This window comes from Arthrobacter sp. RAF14, assembly GCF_052114185.1.
In the GTDB taxonomy this organism is placed as follows: Bacteria; Actinomycetota; Actinomycetes; order Actinomycetales; family Micrococcaceae; genus Arthrobacter_E.
In genome coordinates, this window is sequence record NZ_JBFREG010000006.1 from 211,473 (window position 1) to 229,383 (window position 17,911).

The window sequence follows — 17,911 nt, forward strand, 5'->3', positions numbered from 1 at the left end:
GGAAAATTCCGTGGGTCCTCAGCATTTCCAGGGGTGCGGCCGGGTCGGGTCAGTGCGTGAAGTCCGCGGAGATCTCGGCGAGCGAGCGGCCCTTCGTCTCCGGGGCGAGCCACTGCGAGAGGACCGCTCCCAGGAACGCGACGACGGCGGCCACGACCATGCTGGGCCCCATGCCGATGTTGGTGATCGCCCAGGGGAGGGCGAAGGTGCCGAGGGCGGCGCCAATGCGGCTGAACGATGCCGCGAATCCCATGCCGATGCCGCGCAGGTGGCCGGGGAACACTTCGGCCGGGTAGACCTGGGTCATCGTGGTGTAGCCGGCGTTGAAGAAGGAGAAGGCCAGGAAGAGGACGAGCACCAGGATCGCCGGAGCGTCCGCCCAGACGCCGATGACGAGCAGGATGCCCGCGCAGAGCCACTGGCCGGGCACGGTGAGGATCCGGCGTCCGAGCCGGTCGATCAGCAGCACCGTGGTGACGACGCCCGCGGCCGCCAGCGCCGAGAGCCCCACACCACCCGCCCAGCCGCCGCCGAAGCCGAACTGGTGGAGGACGTCGTCGGCGAAGGTGGCGATCGCGAAGTACGGGGTGACCGCGCAGAACCAGAAGCCGGACGTGAACAGCGTCGTCTTCCAGTACTGCCGGGAGAACAGCATTTTGAACGAGGCGTTCTTGATCGTCGTCTTGTCCCGTGCTGCCTGGGCCTCCTGAATGGCCCGCAGGTCGATCTCCTCGGTGATGCTGTGGTGCATCTGGGGCGATTCGACGTACTTACGGGCGATGGCGAGTGCCTCGTCGCGCCGGCCCTTCGTGATGAGCCAGCTCGGGGATTCGGGAAGGCCGATCCGGGCGACGAACAGCACGAGCGCGAGCACCGTGCTGGTGCCGATGACGAGGCGCCACGGGGTGCCGGCGTCGTGCAGGGCCGTTCCGATGATGAACGCCATCATGAAGCCGATGTACCAGGCGATCAGCGTCAGTCCGAGCAGCCGGCCGCGGAGCTTGGGAGGGGAGAACTCGGAGAGCAGTGGCCCGCCGATGGAGTACTCCCCGCCGATCGCGACACCCATGAAGAAGCGGATGAGGGCCAGCTGGATCACGGCACCGTCCCCGGAGGTCACGAAGAACTGAGCCGCGGAGGCGAGCAGGAACAAGCCCATGTCCACGAGGAACATGGGCTTGCGTCCGAACTTGTCCGCGGCCCAGCCGGCCAGGGGGGACCCGACGAAGATGCCAGCCAGCGGTCCGGCCGCGATCAGCCCGAGGGACAGCTCGTCCAGGTGGAGGTCCGCCCGCATGAGTCCCGTGACGGGGCCGATGATCCCGAGGATGTAGCCGTCCAGGAACATCCCGCCGATGAAGACGCCGACGAGTCGCACCATGAACCGGCGCTTGAACTGTGAACTGGTCTGTTTCGAAGTGTTGGGATAGACGGAGGCCGTCGTCCCTGTCGGTTGGGTCATGGAGATCTGTTCCCTTCTGGCTTCAGCGGAGACCGCTGACGGCGCCAGAGCGCCGTGTCCGAGACGCGCGGGTGACCTGCGGTCCAGGGCTCCCGGTGGACGAGCCGTGGTGGCCCGTTGCCCGCCGGGATGCCGTGCTGGACGCGCGAGGTGACGTCGGCGTCGTCATGGATCACCGTCCGCCGGGCTGGATACGGCAGGGTTTCGCTCTCCGGTTCGCGCACGACGACCCTGGAGATCAATTCCCGGATCGACGCTGGCGAGACTGTGACATATGACTCATATATCAGAACTGTAGGGGGGCGGTCCGACCGGGTCAAGAGTATGACGGCCCCCTTTCTGACGGGTTTCCGGCCCCGGTCCTTAAACGCTGAAACAGTGAGTTTCCGCTGAAACAGTGGATTAAGCACACTGTTTCAGCGGAAACTCACTGTTTCAGCGCCGAGCAGGCACCGCGGGCGCCCCGGGCCCACGCGGGCGGAGTGGGCACCGCGGGTGCCGCGGGCCCCACGCGGGCGGGGTGGGCGCCGGCTGTCACCCGCCCCGCCCCACCGGCGCTCAGACCAGTGCGTCCGCCTTCGGGGTCCGCGTCCGCTTCCACACCGCGAGGAGCAGCGGCGCCACGGCGATCAGCGCGATGATCACGTACACCGTCACGCCGACCGGCTCATTGAACAGGCCCGAGGGGTCGCCGCTGCTCAGCTGGAGAGCCTTGCGCAGCTGTCCCTCGATGCGTGGGCCGAGGATCAGGCCGATGACCAGGGGAAGCACCGGGAGGCCGAAGCGCCTCATGGCGAAGCCGAGCGCACCCAGCACCAGGAGGATCACCAGGTCGAAGGCCTGCAGATTCACCGCATAGGCCCCGAGTGAGGCGAAGAACAGGATCCCGGCGTACAGGTACGGGCGGGGGATCTGGAGCAGCTTCGCCCACAGGGGGGCCATCGGGAGGTTGATCACCAGCAGCAGCGTGTTGCCGATGAAGAGGCTCGCGATCAGACCCCAGACCAGGTCCGGCTCCTTCTGGAACAGCAGAGGTCCGGGCTGGATGTTGAACTGGGTCAGGGCCGCCAGCATGATGGCCGCCGTCGCGTTGGTCGGAAGGCCGAGCGCCAGGGCCGGGGTCAGGGTGCCGGCCGCGGACGCGTTGTTGGCCGCCTCAGGTCCTGCCACGCCCTCGATGGCGCCGTGCCCGAACTCCTCCGGATGCTTCGAGAGCTTCTTCTCCGTCACGTAGGACAGGAAGGTCGGGATCTCCGCGCCGCCGGCGGGCATGGCCCCGAAAGGGAAGCCCAGGGCGGTGCCGCGCAGCCACGGCTTCCAGGACCGCTTCCAGTCCTCCTTGCCCATCCACGGCTGACCCACCGGGATGGTGTCCATCCGCTTCCGCCGCAGGTGTGCGGCGATCCAGAGGGCCTCCCCCACCGCGAAGATGGCGACCGCCACCACCACGATGTCCAGGCCGTCCGTCAGGAGTGGGATGCCGAACACGAGCCGCTGCTGGCCACTGACCGGGTCCAGCCCGATCAGCCCGATCGCAAGGCCCAGCCCCAGGGAGGCGAAACCGCGGATCTTGGAGGAACCCAGAACCGCCGTGACGGTCAGGAGCCCCAGGATCATGATCGCCAGGTAGCTGGAGGGGCCCAGGCTCACGGCGAACTGCACGACGGCGGGCGCGAACGCCGCGAGGAGCGCCGTGCCGATGGTGCCGGCCACGAAGGAGCCGATGGCCGCCGTCGCGAGCGCCTGTGCCGCGCGTCCCGCCTTCGCCATCTTGTGGCCTTCGATGGCCGTGATGACCGTGGACGATTCACCCGGGGTGTTCAGCAGGATGGACGTGGTGGACCCGCCGTACATGCCGCCGTAGTAGATGCCGGCGAACATGATGAGCGCGCCGGTCGGTTCCAGGTTCGCGGTCACCGGCAGCAGGAGTGCCAGCGCCATGGCCGGACCGATGCCCGGAAGGACGCCCACGGCGGTGCCCAGGAGGACGCCGATGCAGGCGAAGAGCAGATTGGTGGGCGTCGCGGCGGTGGCGAAGCCGTGCATGAGGTTGTTGAGGATGTCCATGTCAGAGAATTCCCGCCAGGATTCCGGCCGGGAGATGGATCCCCAGGCCGAGGTAGAAGCCGTAGAAGGTGCCGACCGCCAGGACCACGGAGACGAGGCCGTCCCGCACGTAGTGACGGCTGCCCAGGGACCAGACGCTGCCCCAGAACATGATGGTTCCGGAGACCACCCAGCCGAGCGGGCCGATCAGCACGATGTTCAGGACGAAGAAGCCGATCAGCGGCAGCACCGTCTTCCAGTCGGTGGGGTGGCTGAGGTCCACGTCCTCGCCCTCCTCCGCCTCGCCGTGACCGCCCCGCAGCACGTTGACGGCCAGGAGCACGGCGCTGACCACGAGCAGCGATCCGATGATCACCGGCATGGTCTTCGGTCCCACCACGTCGGAGACGGAGTAGGGCACCGTGATGCGTGAGGCGTCCCAGAGCACCACGGCGCCGACCGCGCCGAGCAGGGCTGCGATGCCCAGCTCGGCGCGGCTGCGGCGGCCGGGGGCGGCGACGGCGGTGTGGTCGCCGCCGTCGTCGTGCCCGGCGCCGATGCCCCCGGGGTCTGCGTGACCCCCGGCGTCTGCGGCGGAATGGCTCACGCCAGCCCCAGCTTCTTCAGGACGTCGGCCACCCGCTGGTCCTGATCCTTCAGGAAGGTGCCGAACTCGTCGCCGGTGATGAACGCGTCGGTCCAGCCGTGGGTTTTGAGGGCGGCCTTCCATTCGTCCGTGCCGTGCATCTTCGTCAGGGCGGCGATCACCCGGTCGCGGTCCGCGTCGGAGATCCCCGGAGGGGCCACGATGCCGCGCCAGTTGGTGAACTCCAGGTCGATGCCGGATTCCTTGAACGTGGGAGCGTCCACGCCGTCCAGCCGCTGGGCGCCGCTGACGGCCAGGACGCGGATCTCGCCGGACTTGATCTGGTCGAGGTACTCGCCCGCTCCGGAGGCCGCGAAGCCGAGCTTGTTGCCGAGGATGGCGGGCAGGAGGTCGCCACCGCCGTCGAAGGAGACGAAGTTGACCTTCTTCGGCTCGATGCCCACGGCCTGTGCCAGCTGCATCGGCAGGAGATGGTCCGGGCCGCCGGGGTTGGACCCGCCGCCGACGGCGAGCTTGGAGGGGTCGGCCTTCCAGGCGTCCACCAGGTCCTTGATGGTCTTGTACGGGGAGCTCTTGGGAACCATGATGGCGCCGGGCTCCTGGATCAGGCGGGCGAGCGGCACGGTCTCGGTGAGCTTGGCCGGGGACTTGTTGGTGTAGCTGGCGCCCACCACGCCCAGGCCCATGAGCATGGTGAGATCCTTGTTGCCCTTCTCGTTGACCAGGCGGGCCAGGCCCACGGTGCCGCCGGCGCCGGCCAGGTTGAAGACCTCCACGTTGCTGGCGGTCTTGGTCTCGCCCATGACCTTCGCCGCGGTGCGGGCGGTGGTGTCGTAGCCGCCGCCGGCGGTGTTCGGGACCATGATGCGCAGGCCCTTGAGGGGTTCGGCGGCGCTGCCGGCGGCCGAGCTCTGCGGTGCGGATCCGCCGGACCCGGTCACGCCACAGCCCGTGGCGGCCAGGACCAGACCCAGCGCGGCGGCGGCCAGGCGGACGGCTTTGAGTGATCGCATTCGTGTTTCCTTTGTTCGCATGACGGCTCTGTCATGATCGTTCGCTCCAGCGGGAACGACCCTCACGCTATGCCGGGATGTGATCCGGGTCACCCTTGAGTTCTCAAAGATCGTTGTGTTCATTGTGTTCTCAGTCACATGCCCCTGAGGGCTGTCATGATGGACGCGGGGACGTCCGTCCCCGAGGAGAAAGGACAAGGACCCGTCCGGTGAGTGCCCCATGACTCGTTGGTGGCCTCGGAGGGCCAGGATGTCCCTCGCCGCCCAGTATCTGGTCCTGCAGCTCCTGATCGTCCTGGCCGTTCTGGTGGGCGTGATCGCGGTCTCCCTGGCGCAGTCGGAGGACACCTTCGAACGGGTCGAGGGCCGTCGGGCGCTGTCCGCGGCCGAGTCCGTGGCGGCGATGCCTGCGGTGCGGTCCTTGCTTCCCTCCGCCCAGCCCGGTCACGGCGCCGCCTTGCCGGCCGTGGCGGAGTCCGCCCGGACCGTCTCCGGTTCCAGTTTCGTCCTGCTCGTGCGTCCGGACCGCGTCATCCTCACCACCCCGGACCCTTCGCTGCTGGGGACTCGGCTCGATCTGGGGGAGAGCCATGTTCTCGAGGGCCGGGCCTGGACGGGTGCGGCCGACGTCTCCGGGCACCGGGCCCTCGTGGCGCATGTGCCCGTCCTGAGCGACGGCGGTGGGCTCGTGGGGTTCGTGGCCGTGGGCCGGGAGTACCCGTCGGTGCTGGACCGGCTGGGCGATGCTCTGCCGGACCTGGTCACCTACCTGGGTGTCTCCCTGGCCCTGGGCGCGGCCGGTTCGTTCCTGCTCTCCCGCAGGGTCAAGAAGCAGACCCTGGGACTGGAACCCGAAGAGATCGTGGGCCTCGTGGAACACCGCGAGGCGATCCTGCACGGTGTGAAGGAGGGCGTCCTGGCGCTGGACCAGCGCCAGCGGATCACCGTGCTCAATGAGAGCGCCCGCGCCATGCTGGGCCTGCCCCGCTCCGCGGAGGGCCACAGTCTGGAGGAGCTGGGGGTGGACCCCGGTCTGCGGGAGGTCCTGGCCGGAGAGGACGCCGTGGAGGACCGGATCGTCCTGGCGGGCGAACGACTCGTGAGCCTGAACCGCCGCCCGGTGGTGAATCGCGGCCGGGAGATCGGGTCCGTCACCACCCTGCGGGACCGGACCGAGCTCGCGGCGCTGGAGCGGGAGCTGGGCGCCACCCGCAGTGCGACGGACACCCTGCGTGCGCAGACCCACGAGTTCGCCAATCAGCTGCACACCATCTCCGGCCTCATCCAGCTTCAGGAGTACGACGACGTGCTCCGCTTCGTGGACGGCGTCCGGCTGAGCAGGACGCGGCTGTATGACGAGGTCACCGAACGTCTTCAGGACCCCGCGGTCGCCGCGCTGGTCATCGCGAAAGCCAGCCTCGCGGCCGAGCGGGCCGTGCCCCTGGACCTCGACCCGGACTCCCGGCTGGGCCGCGTGGGCGAAGGGCTGTCGCGTGACCTGTGCACCGTCGTCGGGAATCTGGTGGACAACGCGCTGGACGCGGTCACCGGTCACCCCGACGCGCGGGTCACCCTCCTGCTCAGCGACGACGGCGCCCGGGTGGGCGTGCGGGTGCGCGATACTGGACCGGGTGTGGCCGGGGACAGGATCCACGAGGTGTTCCGGCAGGGGTACACCACCAAGGACACCCAGGGCGAGGGCGGGCACGGCTTCGGCCTGGCCATCACGCAGCTGGTGTGCCGACGGCGCGGCGGGGACGTTGAGGTCCTCAACGACGGCGGCGCGGTGTTCACGGCGACGCTCGGCCGGGCCGTGGAGGCGGGGGAGCACCCGCCGGAGAGGGAGAGGACGACGGCATGATCAAGGTCCTGATCGTCGATGACGACTTCATGGTGGCCAAGGTCCATGCGGGGTTCGTCCGTCAGGTGCCAGGGTTCGGCGTCGTGGGCGTGGCCCACACCGCGGCGCAGGCGCTCGCGGAGGTCGAGCGGACGCGGCCCGAGCTGGTGCTGCTGGACATCCATCTGCCGGATATGAGCGGCCTGGAACTGCTGCAGGAGATGCGGGTGCTCCAGCCGGAGCTGGACGTGCTGGTGATCAGCGCCGCCCGAGAGATGGACACGGTCCGCAAGGCGCTGCGCGGCGGGATCGTGCATTACCTCATGAAGCCGTTCACGGCTCAGGACCTGGCCGAGCGCCTGGTCCACTATCAGCAGAGCTACCGGCCCCTCGCGGAGTCCGGCAGTGTGGCGGACCAGGCCGACGTGGACCGGGTCTTCGGGGTGGCGCATCGCGAGCGGCCCCTGCCGAAAGGGTGCAGTGTGGAGACCCTCCGGATGGTGGAGGCATTGCTGAAGGATCACGACGGCGACGTCTCCGCCACCGAGGCCGCCGCGGTCCTGGGCACATCCCGGGTGAGCGCTCGCCGGTACCTGGAGTACCTCGCCGAGGAGGGCCACGCGCTGGTGCGCCTGCGGTACGGCGGAGTCGGCCGGCCGGAACGGCGTTACGTCTGGAAGTGACGGCGGCGGGCCGTCGTTCCTGCTGTTCCGGCGGGGCGCCGCGCTGAACGGACTGCTCGCGGCCGTCCCCGCCGCCCGGTTCCGCTGTCTCGCCGCCGTCCGGTTCCTCGCCCGTCGACCTCACCGCCGAAACAGTGGTTTTCCGCTGAAACAGTGAGCTGAACACGCTGTTTCAGCGGAAAACCACTGTTTCGGCGAAGGGGGAGGTCAGCTCAGGGCGGATAGTGCCATCTGGAGCACGAAGGCCATGGCGGCCGTGGCCACCGGGGTGATCACCCAGTAGCCGAGGATCTTCAGGATGAGGGGCCGGTTGGCCTGGGAGAAACGCTGGTTCATCCCCGCGCCCCACATGCCCGCCGCCATGGTGTGCGTGGTGGAGATCGGCCAGCTGAGAGCGATCGCGCCGGCGAACTGGAGCGCGAAGCCCACGGCCTGGGTGACGAATCCCCGGAGCGGGTCGACCCGGATCATACGGTGGCCCAGGGTGTAGGAGATCCGCCAGCCTCCGAACAGCGTTCCGGCGGTCATGGCCGCGGCCACGAGCGTCACCATCATGAAGGAGAGGGACTGACCGTCGTCGTAGCCGGACACGAAGAACGCCATCAGCAGGACCAGGAAGGTGCGCTGTCCGTCCTGCAAGCCGTGCCCGAAAGCCACGGCCCCGGCCGTGATGGCCTGGGCCCGGCGCAGCCGCCGGTTCACCACATTCGGTGGCTGGTTCCGGGCCACCCAGGTGGTGGGCCACACCAGGACATAGGACAGGACGAAGGCCAGCGCGGGGGAGAGGAGCAGGGGGAGCGCCACGGAGTTCCACAGTGTGGCGGTCGCTTCCGGGATCTCCGATCCACCCTTCAGGATGGCCGCCGTGCCGGCGCCGAACAGCCCGCTCAGCAGGGCGTGTGTGGAGGAGGACGGGATCCCCTTCCACCACGTGAAGATGTTCCAGATGATGCCTGCGGTGAGCCCGGAGACCAGCAGGCTCAGGCCGTTCATCCCGTCCGGGAGGCGCAGCCAGTTGGAGCCGATCGCGACGGCCAACGGAAACGCCAGGACCACGCCGAGAAGATTGAAGAAGGCGGCCAGCACCACCGCGACGCTCGCGGTCAGCGCCCGCGAGCGGACCGCGAAGGCGATGGCCGAGGAGACGTCACGGAAGCCGTTGAGAAAGGTGAAGGTGACCGTCAGCAGGACCGTGAGGACCAGGAAGAAGGGGACCACTCATGATTCCTTGACGATGATCGCCCCGACGCACGTGGCGACGCGGCGCATGTCCTTGGTGACTTCCACCAGCTGATTGGCCACGTCCCGGTGGCGGGTGTACTGGGCGAACTTCATGTCGCGGAGCATGTCGGCCACCCAGACGCGGTGGCTGCGCTCGGCCCGCTTGGCCAGCCGGAGCACCTCGATCCAGTAGTCCTCGAGTTCGTCCAGATCGTCCAGCCGGCGCATCGCGTCCACGGTGAGCTCGGCCTGCCGGGTGATGATCTCCAACTGGTCCGCCGCCCGGGTGGGAAGACGTTCGAGTTTGTAGAGGCCGATCAGCTCGGCTGCTCCGTCCAGCTTCTCCATGGCGTCGTTGAGGTACCGGGACAGGTTGAACATGTCTTCGCGCGGCAGGGTGTTGATGAAACTGGTGCGCATGTGCGTCAGGAGCGCGTAATGCAGATTCATGGACTCGCCCTCGTGCTGGTGCATCTCCTCCACCAGGCGGTCGAAATCCGCGGCGGGGGCTCCCAGAAGTTCGGACAGCGTGCCGGTGCCGAGCACCAGTTGGCGGGCCAGCTGGGTGAGGAGCTTGAGTCCCGCAGTCTCCTGCGGGAAGAGGCTGAGTTTCACGTCTTACCGGTGTCCTTGGCTGGCGTAAAGATCTTGAGGCGCGGACGCCAGCGTGTGAAATGGTGCCGGACCGGATACGCCTCTCGGCGGTAGGCCGCTCGAAGCGGCGAATTGTTGAAGCCCGGGGGTTTCGCGGCCCGACACCAAGTTCAGTTTTCTACTTCCGAGGCTCCTAGTCAACATTGACAGCCGCCGGAATGAGTGATTCAGTGCGCCGTCAGTCCAGGTGGCCGTTACGCCATGCCGCCGCGGCGAATTCGAGGTCGTCGGCCGTGCGGACCAGTCGGTGCGAGTCGCGGGTCAGCCGGGTGGCGTTCGCTTCGTTGGCCAGTTCGGCGGCGTCGGCAAGGCGCGCCTGTCCCAGGGCGATCACTCGGCAGAACGCGGCGAAGCGTTCGAGCGCGACGTCGAATTCGCCGTCGAACGCTCCGGAGAGGATCGCGTCGGACATGTGCCGGATCTCGTCCGCGCCCGGGGGCTCGGCGGCGCCGGCCACCACATGGGACACCTGCGCGCCTTCCTTGCCGGCATTGAAGTAGAGGGCCATCCGGTCGGGGTCTTTCACGACGGCGGCGCGGAGGGCGTAGAGCCTCCAGAGTGCGCCCGGGAGCGAGTGCGCGGGGCTTTCGGCCCAGAGTTCGGCGATCACCTCGATGCCTTGCCGGTCGGCGAGCTTGACCAGGCGTTTGGTCACGTCCGGGTCGTCCGTGGCGCGGCCGTGCTTCACCAGGGCGTGCGCCGCGAGGTGTGCCGCCTCCGAGACGCGCGCGGGGTCGGCGCCTCCCGCGAACGGTTCGAAGTCGAGGGGTGCGAAGGGCTTTGGCTTGTGGTGCCGTGGGGCTGCTCCCGGGTTCTCGCTCATGCCCTTACGCTACGCCTGGTCCGGGTGCCATGCCAGAGTGGCGCGAGGGCGCCCGACGGCGGCCGGCGCCCCGCCGCGGAAGGGGAACCGGGGCGCCGGAAGGGCTGCCGGAACTGCTTGCCGGCCTACGGTAGAGTAGTGACGTCCCTAGGGACGGTTGGGCCTTTAGCTCAGTTGGTAGAGCAGTGGACTTTTAATCCATAGGTCGAGGGTTCGATCCCCTCAGGGCCCACCGGGAACGGCCCCGGAATCGTGAGATTCCGGGGCCGTCGCAGTTAAGTCACATGCCGCCGCGGTACTTCCGGACGCCTTTCCACTTCTGAATTCACCGTCTTCTGCATTCTCAAATGTCGGACATATGATGCTGTGAGACGCGCGTGCGTACGGTGCGCGGTGGGGACTCGGAGGGAGCGGGGATGAATCCAGCGGGCAGGAATGCGGTCACCATCCGCGAGGCCGGCCCCGGTGATCGGCAGGGGCTCGCAGTTGTCATGGCGGAGATGGGCCTCGACGAGGGCTTCCTGGTGGCCCTCGGCGTCGGGGATCCCCGCCTGGGGGACGCCGTCCCCCGCAGGGCGCTCGGGATGAAGGCGTTCCGCAAGGCCGTTCTCAAGGGCGCAGGGGAAGTGTGGTCCGGGGCGGCGCTCATTCTCGCCACCACGGTCTTCGTGGCGGTGGACCGGGATGGCCGGGTGGTGGGCGGCGGAGTGGTCGCGCCAAGCCTGACCTCGATCGAGGACGCGGTGGCCGGGAGTCCTGCGCGGAGGGAGGAAATCGCGCTCCGGGGCCTGGCGGACACCCCGAGGCTGGTGGCGCTCGCGGTGGCCCCCGGGTATCGGCGCCGGGGTGTCGGCAAAGCGCTTTTCGACGCGCTGGTCTGGCACTACCGCCTGTCCGGAGCCCCTCTCATCCACGGGGTGCTCGCGGTCGACGCGGACCCGTGGATCCCGGAGTTCCTGCGCCGGTCCGGGTTCCGGGTGGCCGCGCCGGACGCGTTCCTGGATTTCACGTCCGTCTACGCCACCCGTTCGTATCTGGCCAGTGGCCCGGGGCGACGCTTCTTCTATCTGGATCTCCGGAATCCCGGCGAGCTCGGATGGGAGATCCCGGCCGCGGGCCGGGCCGGCTCGGCGGACGGCCCCTTGCACCCGGTCCGAGCGGTGCCCCGCGAACACTGACCCTCACGGTCGGGGACTACTGCGGGAAGGCGAAGGTGGCCACCAGTCCCAGATGATCGCTGTCGCCGGTCCGCAGCATCGTGTTCTTCTGAGGCGACATCCCCCGCTGGAAGACGTGGTCGATGCGCGCCAGGGGGAATCCCGCGGGCCAGCTGAAGCCGAACGACGGCGTGCTCTGCGCCGGCTCCGACAGGGTCGAGCGGATCCCGGCCAGGGCGGGGTCCTGGGCGACCGCGTTGAAGTCCCCCACCGCCACCGCATGGGGTGCCGCGTCCTCCGTGATGACCTGGGAGAGATCCCGGAGCATCTCATCCCGGGCGTCCTGCTCGCCGACCCGGACCGACGCCGCGTGCACGGCATACAGGGTCAGGGTTCCCGCGGGGGTCTCCACATCCGCGGCCAGCGCCCTCTTCCAGCCCAGCCCGAGCCCCAGGGCCCGCGTATTGGTCAGCGGGTACCGGCTCCAGATCCCCACCGTGCCCACGGTGTAGGAATGGGGATGGCTCTCCGCCAGGGTTTCGCGCGCGGCGCGCCGTCCGGCGTCGTCGAGTTCCACCAGGACGACGACGTCGGAGCCCCGCTCGGCGAGAGCGCTCGCCGCCCGCGCGACCGAGTCCGTCCCGCTGCCGGCGTGCACGTTCTGGCTCGCCACCGTGATCCTTCCGCCCGTGTTCGCGCCCTGCGCCTGAAGGGGGATCAGGGCGGGAGCGGCCACCAGTCCCCAGGCCACCAGCGGAATCAGCAGCAGCAGCCGGCCGCGGCGCCTCACCCACGGCAGGAGTGTCAGGCACAGCACGGCGGGAATCCACAGCCACGGCAGGATGATCGCGAAGAACGTGCCGGCGGGGCCGGTGAGCACCAGGTGCAGGAACACCGCTGCCGTGACCACGGCCGCGCAGCCGAACAGCACGATGTCCCGCGGTCGGAGCCGTGGGGATCGGCGCCCGGTTCCGGGAGAGGGGGCGGTGGTCGGGGCTGGGGGATTCACGCGGGATGTTCCTGGGGTCGGGGACGGAGTCGGGTCAAGGGCTCGCGGCACCCACGGTGGAACCGGGTTCGCGGAGCGTTCAACCTTTACCAGCCGAATCCGGGAGCAGGCTGGGCGGCCTCCTGGTCGGGAGGAGGTGAACGGGGGCGTTCCGCGGCATGCCGGCCGCGTCCGGGAGGCTCGAATCCCGTGCTCCGGGAAGCCCCGGGCTCCCAGGAGGCCGGGCGTAAACTCTCAAGTGTCCAGCAGGCTCTCGACCCCGAACGCAGGTGACCGTCCCGTGGCAGACCCCGCCAGCACGTCCGAGGAACCCGTGGACCAGCTGCGCCGTCTGCTCAGAACCGGGGAGTGGCCGGTCGGCTCGAAGATTCCCAATGACGCCGCGCTGGTGGAGGTCCTGGCGGCCCCCCACAGCGCGGTCCGGGAAGCCGTGCGCTGCCTGGTGCATGCCGGGCTCCTGGAGTCCCTGCCCGGCAAGGGGACCTTCGTCAGGGCCGCGAGCGAGCTGCCGGGCGCCCTGGTCGGACGGGTCAAGGATGAACTCACCCTGCACGCGATGGAGGCCCGTGAGGCGCTGGAATCCTATGCGGTGCGGCTTGCCGCGGGACGGATCACCGAGGACCGGCTCGCGGAACTCCGGGCGGTCCTGGAGGCCCGGGGGAAGGCCTCCGACCTCGGGAGCGTGGCGCGGGAGGACATCCGCTTCCACCGCCTGATCGTGGCGGCCACCGGCAACTCGCTCATGATGGAGATGTATGAGGGTCTCGATCAGGGCCGGGTCTTCGATTTCAGCAGCATCAAGGAGGTCACCCGGGAGGAGTCGCTCCAGGCCGAGCATGAGGACCTCCTGGAAGCGCTGACCTCTCACGACGTGCCGGCCAGCGCCCGCGCCGTCGAGCACCTTCTGGCGCATGTCCGCGCCAAGGTGCTGTCTCTGGGCGCTCCGGACTGAACAGCACGTGCCTCCGCCGGCCCGTCCGGCACTCGGTCAATGGATGCCGGGCGGCTCAGGGGATGCGGTCGGCCAGGAGGGCTGCGGCCTTGGGCTGATGCGCCGCGATCGCCCTCAGGAGCTCCCGCCGGGCGAACTGGATCCGGCCGGCAGCGGTCACGGGGAGGGGTTCCTCGCCCTGGGTGGCGGCCTCCACGACCATGAGCCGGTCGTAGATCCGCAGCATGAGGTCATTGCCGGAGGCGACGACCACCTCCCGTTCGAAGTCACCTTCCGTCGGGCCGGACCCGTCCTCGCGGGTTGCCGCCTCGGAGAGGCTTGCGTCGTCGTCGCCGTCGTCGCCGGTCTCGCAGGGCAGGAGGCTGCTCAGCTTCGCGAGGCTCTCGTCCGTCGCCCGGGTGGCCGCGAGCCGCGCCGCCTGGGTCACGAGCGCCCTCCGGGTCTCGGACACCAGTTGCCACCGCTCTTCGTCCGGTTCCGTCCCGCCCTGCGTGGCGGCGAGGGCGGAGCTGTCGTGAGCGCTTCCCCGGACGCCGATCACCATGCGCCCGTCGTCGGGCCTGGTGGTGAGGATGCCGCGGCGGTGGAGGCCGTCGAGCACCTCATGGGCGTGCTCGAGCTCCGAGGCGCCGAAGATCGCTGTCAGTTCTTCGCGGGTGGGCAGCAGTCCGCCTGCGGGCCAGACCCCTGAATCGATCCAGTGTTCGAGCTTCCTGCCGAAGTCGTTGCGGACGGATGCGGGCATCTGGGGAGTGTGTTCGGAACGCACCCGGCAATTGTACGACAGCTGGACATTTAATTGAATGATGTTCTGTGCAATGCGTGTTCCGGTGTGCGGGATAATCCCGCTCGGGCCTATTTGGGCGCGCTGGGCCTATTGGCGCCGTCGAGCAATTGAAGGGTCGCGGCGACCGCGCCGTCCGGGTCGTGGCGTTCCAATGCGTCGAGAATCGCCTGGTGTTCCGTCAGGAGGAATCCTTCGGTGTTCAGTCCCGAGTAATTGCTCTCATCGTGAATCACCGCGGGCTCCAGGCCGTGATGCAGCTCGGTGATCAACGGGTTGCCGGACGCGGCGACGATGCCCTGGTGGAAGCGCACGTCGGCCTGCAGCCGGTCGGCCGCGGTCTCGCCTTCGTAGCGGCCCCGGAGGAGCTGCCGGAGCTCCTCGATCTGGCTTTCCGTGATCCGCAGTGCGGCGAGCCTCGCAGCCTGGACCTCCAGTGCCTCGCGGACTTCGAACACCTCGTTCACCGATTCCTCGGTGATGCGACGGCCGAGGACCGCCCCGAGCTCGCTGGTGGAACGGACGTAGGTGCCGTCTCCGGGCCGCGACTCCAGAAGCCCGAGGTGCACCAGGGCGCGCAGCGCTTCGCGCACCGTGTTGCGGCTGGTGCCGAACGTCCGGACCAGGTCATGCTCACCGGGAACCTTGGTCCCGACGGGCCAGGTTCCATTCATGATCTGCTCGCGCAGCTGCGTTCCGATCTGGACGGACAGCGGGACGTTGCGGACAGTGGGTTGTAGGTGATGCACCCCATAAGAGTAGGACATTTAGCACGGAAATGCCTGGGTGAAGCGTAAATCCGGGCGGTATGACCCGGGAAGGTGCCGAGGCTCACGGGAATTCCCCGGGCAGCGTCCTTCGCGCGGTTTCCTGAGCGGAATGACCGCGCCGGTAATCGCCGGCCCCGGGCGATTACCGAGTCATTTCTTTGACGGAATCCAGGGAAATTGAGCGGCGGTGCCACCGAGATGTTCCCCGGGTCCGCGGCGCCGGGGATTCCTAGCGGGTGCGACGATCGTCTTCAAATGTCCGACATTTGCTGATATCTTAACGGCTGAGGGGTCCGCGACAGGTCGTGCCGGCAAGTGAGCACCCTGTCGCCATGAGACCTCACGGCGGCGCCGGGTGGGGCCGCCGTCGCGGTGATGGCCGGAAGGAAGAAGGGAGAGCCTGATGGGCCGGATATTCGGCGATCGCCTGCGTGCGGAACGTCTGTCGCGAGGACTGACGCAGGAGCAATTGGGCGGGCCGGAATGTTCCCACAGCTACATCTCCCTCTTGGAGCGCGGGGTGCGGGAACCGTCGTCGGAGATCCTCGGCGGACTCGCTCAGCGCCTGGGCCTGCCGCCGGGAGAGCTGGAGCAATGGGCGCTCCAGCCGACTCTTCAGGATCAGGAGTACTCCTTGGCCGCCCTGCATGCCTGGTGTGCCTGGGATTCCCGGGACTATGAGTCGGCGGCGTCGCACGCCCTGGTCGCGGCCCAGTTCGCCCGGGAGAGCCGGAAAGACGCGACCGTGTGCGAGATGAATCTCCTCAGGGCCGAATGCCTCGTGAGGCTGGGCCGCCATGAGCAGGGCCGGAACCTGGTGAACATGCTGCTCGCGAACACTCTCGCCTCCGGGAACGCGGGATTGCGCTCCGAGGCGCTGCAGCTCTCGGTCCGGATGGCGCTGGCGGAACGGTCCTTCCGCGCAGCGGTGGTCCAGTCCCAGGAGAGCGTGATTCAGAGTGCCGTCCTGGAGGGGGACTCCACGGTGCGGCTCGCCGCCCTGCACCTGGTCATCCGGGCGCTGCTGAGCGAAGGGCACAAGGAAGCGGCCTGGCGGCACTGTGCTCTGGCCGGCGACGACGCCGTTCCGGTGCGGGCGCCCTCCCATCTGAGGGGCCGTCTGGCGTGGGCTGTCGGAGACGTGGCATTCGCCCGGGGACAGGCCGACGTCGGAATCGACCGGCACGAAAGGGCTGCCACGCTGCTGCGGCCCCAGGTGGATTTGAGGGAGTGGGCCGCGTTCAACCTGTCCTCGGCCCGGGCCCGGTTGGAGGCGGGGGTGGCGGATGAGGCCACTCTGGCCTGTCTCGATCGTGCGGAAGCCGCGCATCTCATCCTGGGTCTAGGTGGGGAGATCCCGCGTGAGCTGGCCTTCCTCAAGGCGCTGTGGCTGCATGGACGGGGCCGGAATGACGAGGCACTGGAGGGCCTGGTGTCCTTCGAGGAGCGCAGCCAGCGCATGGACCGGCTCTCGTCCGAGGCCGCATTCCTGGGCGGGCGGATCCTGCTCCGGCTGGGCTCACCGGATCAGGCTCTGGCCCGCCTCGCCCTCGCGCAGGAGGGGTTCTTCCGTCTGCGGAACCTCAGGGGCGCCCAGGGCGTGGCCGACCTGATCCTGGAGATCTCCCGCACCAAATACGAGGATCCGGGTCCCGCTCTCGCCCACAGCGCGGCGAGCTGAGGCCCGCCGGGCGCTTGCGGCGCGTCGTCGGCGCCTACGGGTTCAGGGTGCCGCCAGTCTCCTGGAGGTAGCAGCTGCCGCAGAGCGATTCGTACTGCACCTCTTCGCCGTCGATCGCCACCTGGCCGCCGTCGAACACGAAGGCGCCTCCGATGATCCGGGTGTTGAAGACGGCCTTGCGCCCGCAGCGGCAGATCGTCTTGAGCTCCTCGAGCGAGTGGGCGATCTCCAGGAGCCGTGCGGCTCCGGGGAAGGCCTGGGTGCGGAAGTCCGTCCGGATCCCGTAGGCGAGCACCGGGATGTCGTCCAGCACGGCGATCCGGAAGAGCCCGTCCGCCTGTTCGGGTGTGAGGAACTGGGCCTCGTCGACCAGCAGGCAGGCCACCGGGGCCATGTCCACGTGTTCGAGCAGGGCCTCGGGGTCATCGCCGGCCGCGCGCTGGCGGACCAGGGAACGGACGTCGGCATCGTGCGGGATGAGGAAGTCGACCTCCCGCTCGACGCCGAGCCGGGACACGATCGAGGTGTCGCCCTTCGTGTCGATCCCGGGCTTGGCCAGGAGCACCCGCTGGCCGCGTTCCTCATAGTTGAAGGCCACTTGCAGCAGGGCGGTGGACTTGCCGGAATTCATGGCGCCGTAGCGGAAGTAGAGCTTGGCCACGGTCAGCGGACCTCGGTCCGGGGCGCGTTGAAGGCGCGACGAGAGAAGGACATGACTGATAAGTCTAGTGGTCCGCCGTGCAGTGGCTCAGACGCTGACGTACACCTTGCGGAGCGTCTCGTGGACGGTCCAGGTGGTGTGCTGCCCCTCCCGCAGACGCACCAGATCCCCGGGCGCGACCTCCAGGGTGTGGGTGACGGCGCCGTCCTCATTCTGGAAGTCGATGCGTGCCGAGCCGCTGAGCACCACGAACACCTCCTCGGCCTCCACATCGGTGGCGGTGCCGGGCGTCATCTCCCAGATCCCCACCCCGCACGAGCCCAGGTCTTCGAGTTCCAGGACGGCGGCCGTGGGCGAACCGTCGACGATCTGTGAGGCCGGCAGGGGCTCGTGATCCAGCTCGGTGGCCGGGGCGTGGTGCAGGGTCGACGTTGAGGCTGTGGATCCCATGGATTCTCCTGTTCGGGCTGGCGCGGTGCTGTCCGCATACTATACCGGGCGGTTCAGTATGCGGAAGGGGTGGGCTTCGGGCGCACGCTGCAGATGCA

General features: G+C 68.8%; 17 protein-coding genes and 1 tRNA gene. 6 read left to right on the plus strand and 12 right to left on the minus strand.

What is annotated here, in order from left to right; genetic code table 11:
- Positions 1-49 precede the first annotated feature (49 nt).
- The 4 genes from AB4Y75_RS13930 to AB4Y75_RS13945 form a co-directional block, all read right to left on the minus strand.
- Positions 50-1,462 (minus strand): MFS transporter, encoded by a 1,413-nt coding sequence (locus AB4Y75_RS13930; protein WP_441436465.1) that lies wholly within the window; start codon positions 1,460-1,462, stop codon positions 50-52.
- Between the two features lie 558 nt (positions 1,463-2,020).
- Positions 2,021-3,529 (minus strand): tripartite tricarboxylate transporter permease, encoded by a 1,509-nt coding sequence (locus tag AB4Y75_RS13935; RefSeq protein ID WP_441436466.1) that lies wholly within the window; start codon positions 3,527-3,529, stop codon positions 2,021-2,023.
- A gap of 1 nt (position 3,530) precedes the next feature.
- Positions 3,531-4,067, minus strand: coding sequence for a tripartite tricarboxylate transporter TctB family protein (locus AB4Y75_RS13940; protein ID WP_441436514.1), 537 nt, complete (start codon positions 4,065-4,067; stop codon positions 3,531-3,533).
- A 44-nt stretch (positions 4,068-4,111) separates the two neighbouring features.
- Positions 4,112-5,128 carry a Bug family tripartite tricarboxylate transporter substrate binding protein gene (locus AB4Y75_RS13945; protein ID WP_441436467.1) on the minus strand — a complete coding sequence of 339 codons (1,017 nt, stop codon included), beginning with the start codon at positions 5,126-5,128 and terminating at the stop codon, positions 4,112-4,114.
- A 250-nt stretch (positions 5,129-5,378) separates the two neighbouring features.
- Here AB4Y75_RS13945 and AB4Y75_RS13950 point away from each other — a divergent pair, with 250 nt between their 5' ends.
- Together AB4Y75_RS13950 and AB4Y75_RS13955 are read left to right on the plus strand one after the other, a co-directional pair.
- Positions 5,379-6,989 (plus strand): sensor histidine kinase, encoded by a 1,611-nt coding sequence (locus tag AB4Y75_RS13950; RefSeq protein WP_441436468.1) that lies wholly within the window; start codon positions 5,379-5,381, stop codon positions 6,987-6,989.
- Entirely contained in the window at positions 6,986-7,651 is a 666-nt protein-coding gene (locus tag AB4Y75_RS13955) for a response regulator (RefSeq protein ID WP_441436469.1), read from the plus strand. The genes AB4Y75_RS13950 and AB4Y75_RS13955 overlap by 4 nt, the downstream gene beginning before the upstream one ends.
- Before the next feature lie 207 nt (positions 7,652-7,858).
- On the opposite strand, the gene AB4Y75_RS13960 is transcribed toward AB4Y75_RS13955, so the two are convergent.
- The 3 genes from AB4Y75_RS13960 to AB4Y75_RS13970 all read right to left on the minus strand — a co-directional run bounded on the left by AB4Y75_RS13960 (position 7,859) and on the right by AB4Y75_RS13970 (position 10,349).
- Positions 7,859-8,869, minus strand: a complete 1,011-nt coding sequence (locus tag AB4Y75_RS13960) for an anion permease (RefSeq protein ID WP_441436470.1) — start codon at positions 8,867-8,869, stop codon at positions 7,859-7,861.
- Complete coding sequence (locus AB4Y75_RS13965) at positions 8,870-9,487, minus strand: DUF47 domain-containing protein (RefSeq protein WP_441436471.1); 618 nt, start codon at positions 9,485-9,487, stop codon at positions 8,870-8,872.
- A gap of 217 nt (positions 9,488-9,704) precedes the next feature.
- Positions 9,705-10,349: a hypothetical protein gene (locus AB4Y75_RS13970; RefSeq protein ID WP_441436472.1), complete on the minus strand. Its 645-nt coding sequence runs from the start codon at positions 10,347-10,349 to the stop codon at positions 9,705-9,707.
- A gap of 159 nt (positions 10,350-10,508) precedes the next feature.
- Between AB4Y75_RS13970 and AB4Y75_RS13975 the strand changes: the two genes are divergently transcribed.
- Positions 10,509-10,581, plus strand: a tRNA-Lys gene (locus tag AB4Y75_RS13975).
- Between the two features lie 184 nt (positions 10,582-10,765).
- Positions 10,766-11,527 carry a GNAT family N-acetyltransferase gene (locus AB4Y75_RS13980; RefSeq protein ID WP_441436473.1) on the plus strand — a complete coding sequence of 254 codons (762 nt, stop codon included), beginning with the start codon at positions 10,766-10,768 and terminating at the stop codon, positions 11,525-11,527.
- A gap of 16 nt (positions 11,528-11,543) precedes the next feature.
- On the opposite strand, the gene AB4Y75_RS13985 is transcribed toward AB4Y75_RS13980, so the two are convergent.
- The gene (locus tag AB4Y75_RS13985) at positions 11,544-12,515 is read right to left on the minus strand and encodes an endonuclease/exonuclease/phosphatase family protein (RefSeq protein ID WP_441436474.1); all 972 of its coding nucleotides are present in this window, start codon (positions 12,513-12,515) and stop codon (positions 11,544-11,546) included.
- A gap of 280 nt (positions 12,516-12,795) precedes the next feature.
- Here AB4Y75_RS13985 and AB4Y75_RS13990 point away from each other — a divergent pair, with 280 nt between their 5' ends.
- Positions 12,796-13,467, plus strand: a complete 672-nt coding sequence (locus tag AB4Y75_RS13990; protein WP_441436475.1) for a FadR/GntR family transcriptional regulator — start codon at positions 12,796-12,798, stop codon at positions 13,465-13,467.
- Positions 13,468-13,522: 55 nt separating this feature from the next.
- On the opposite strand, the gene AB4Y75_RS13995 is transcribed toward AB4Y75_RS13990, so the two are convergent.
- Complete coding sequence (locus AB4Y75_RS13995) at positions 13,523-14,212, minus strand: FCD domain-containing protein (protein WP_441436476.1); 690 nt, start codon at positions 14,210-14,212, stop codon at positions 13,523-13,525.
- Positions 14,213-14,322: 110 nt separating this feature from the next.
- The gene (locus tag AB4Y75_RS14000; RefSeq protein ID WP_441436477.1) at positions 14,323-15,000 is read right to left on the minus strand and encodes a FadR/GntR family transcriptional regulator; all 678 of its coding nucleotides are present in this window, start codon (positions 14,998-15,000) and stop codon (positions 14,323-14,325) included.
- A gap of 424 nt (positions 15,001-15,424) precedes the next feature.
- Between AB4Y75_RS14000 and AB4Y75_RS14005 the strand changes: the two genes are divergently transcribed.
- On the plus strand, positions 15,425-16,702 hold the full coding sequence (locus AB4Y75_RS14005; protein WP_441436478.1) for a helix-turn-helix domain-containing protein: 1,278 nt from the start codon (positions 15,425-15,427) through the stop codon (positions 16,700-16,702).
- A gap of 34 nt (positions 16,703-16,736) precedes the next feature.
- Here the strand turns inward: AB4Y75_RS14005 and AB4Y75_RS14010 are convergent, their stop codons facing one another.
- Positions 16,737-17,363: a thymidine kinase gene (locus AB4Y75_RS14010; RefSeq protein WP_441436479.1), complete on the minus strand. Its 627-nt coding sequence runs from the start codon at positions 17,361-17,363 to the stop codon at positions 16,737-16,739.
- A gap of 87 nt (positions 17,364-17,450) precedes the next feature.
- Complete coding sequence (locus AB4Y75_RS14015) at positions 17,451-17,813, minus strand: cupin domain-containing protein (protein ID WP_441436480.1); 363 nt, start codon at positions 17,811-17,813, stop codon at positions 17,451-17,453.
- Between the last annotated feature and the right edge of the window lie 98 nt (positions 17,814-17,911).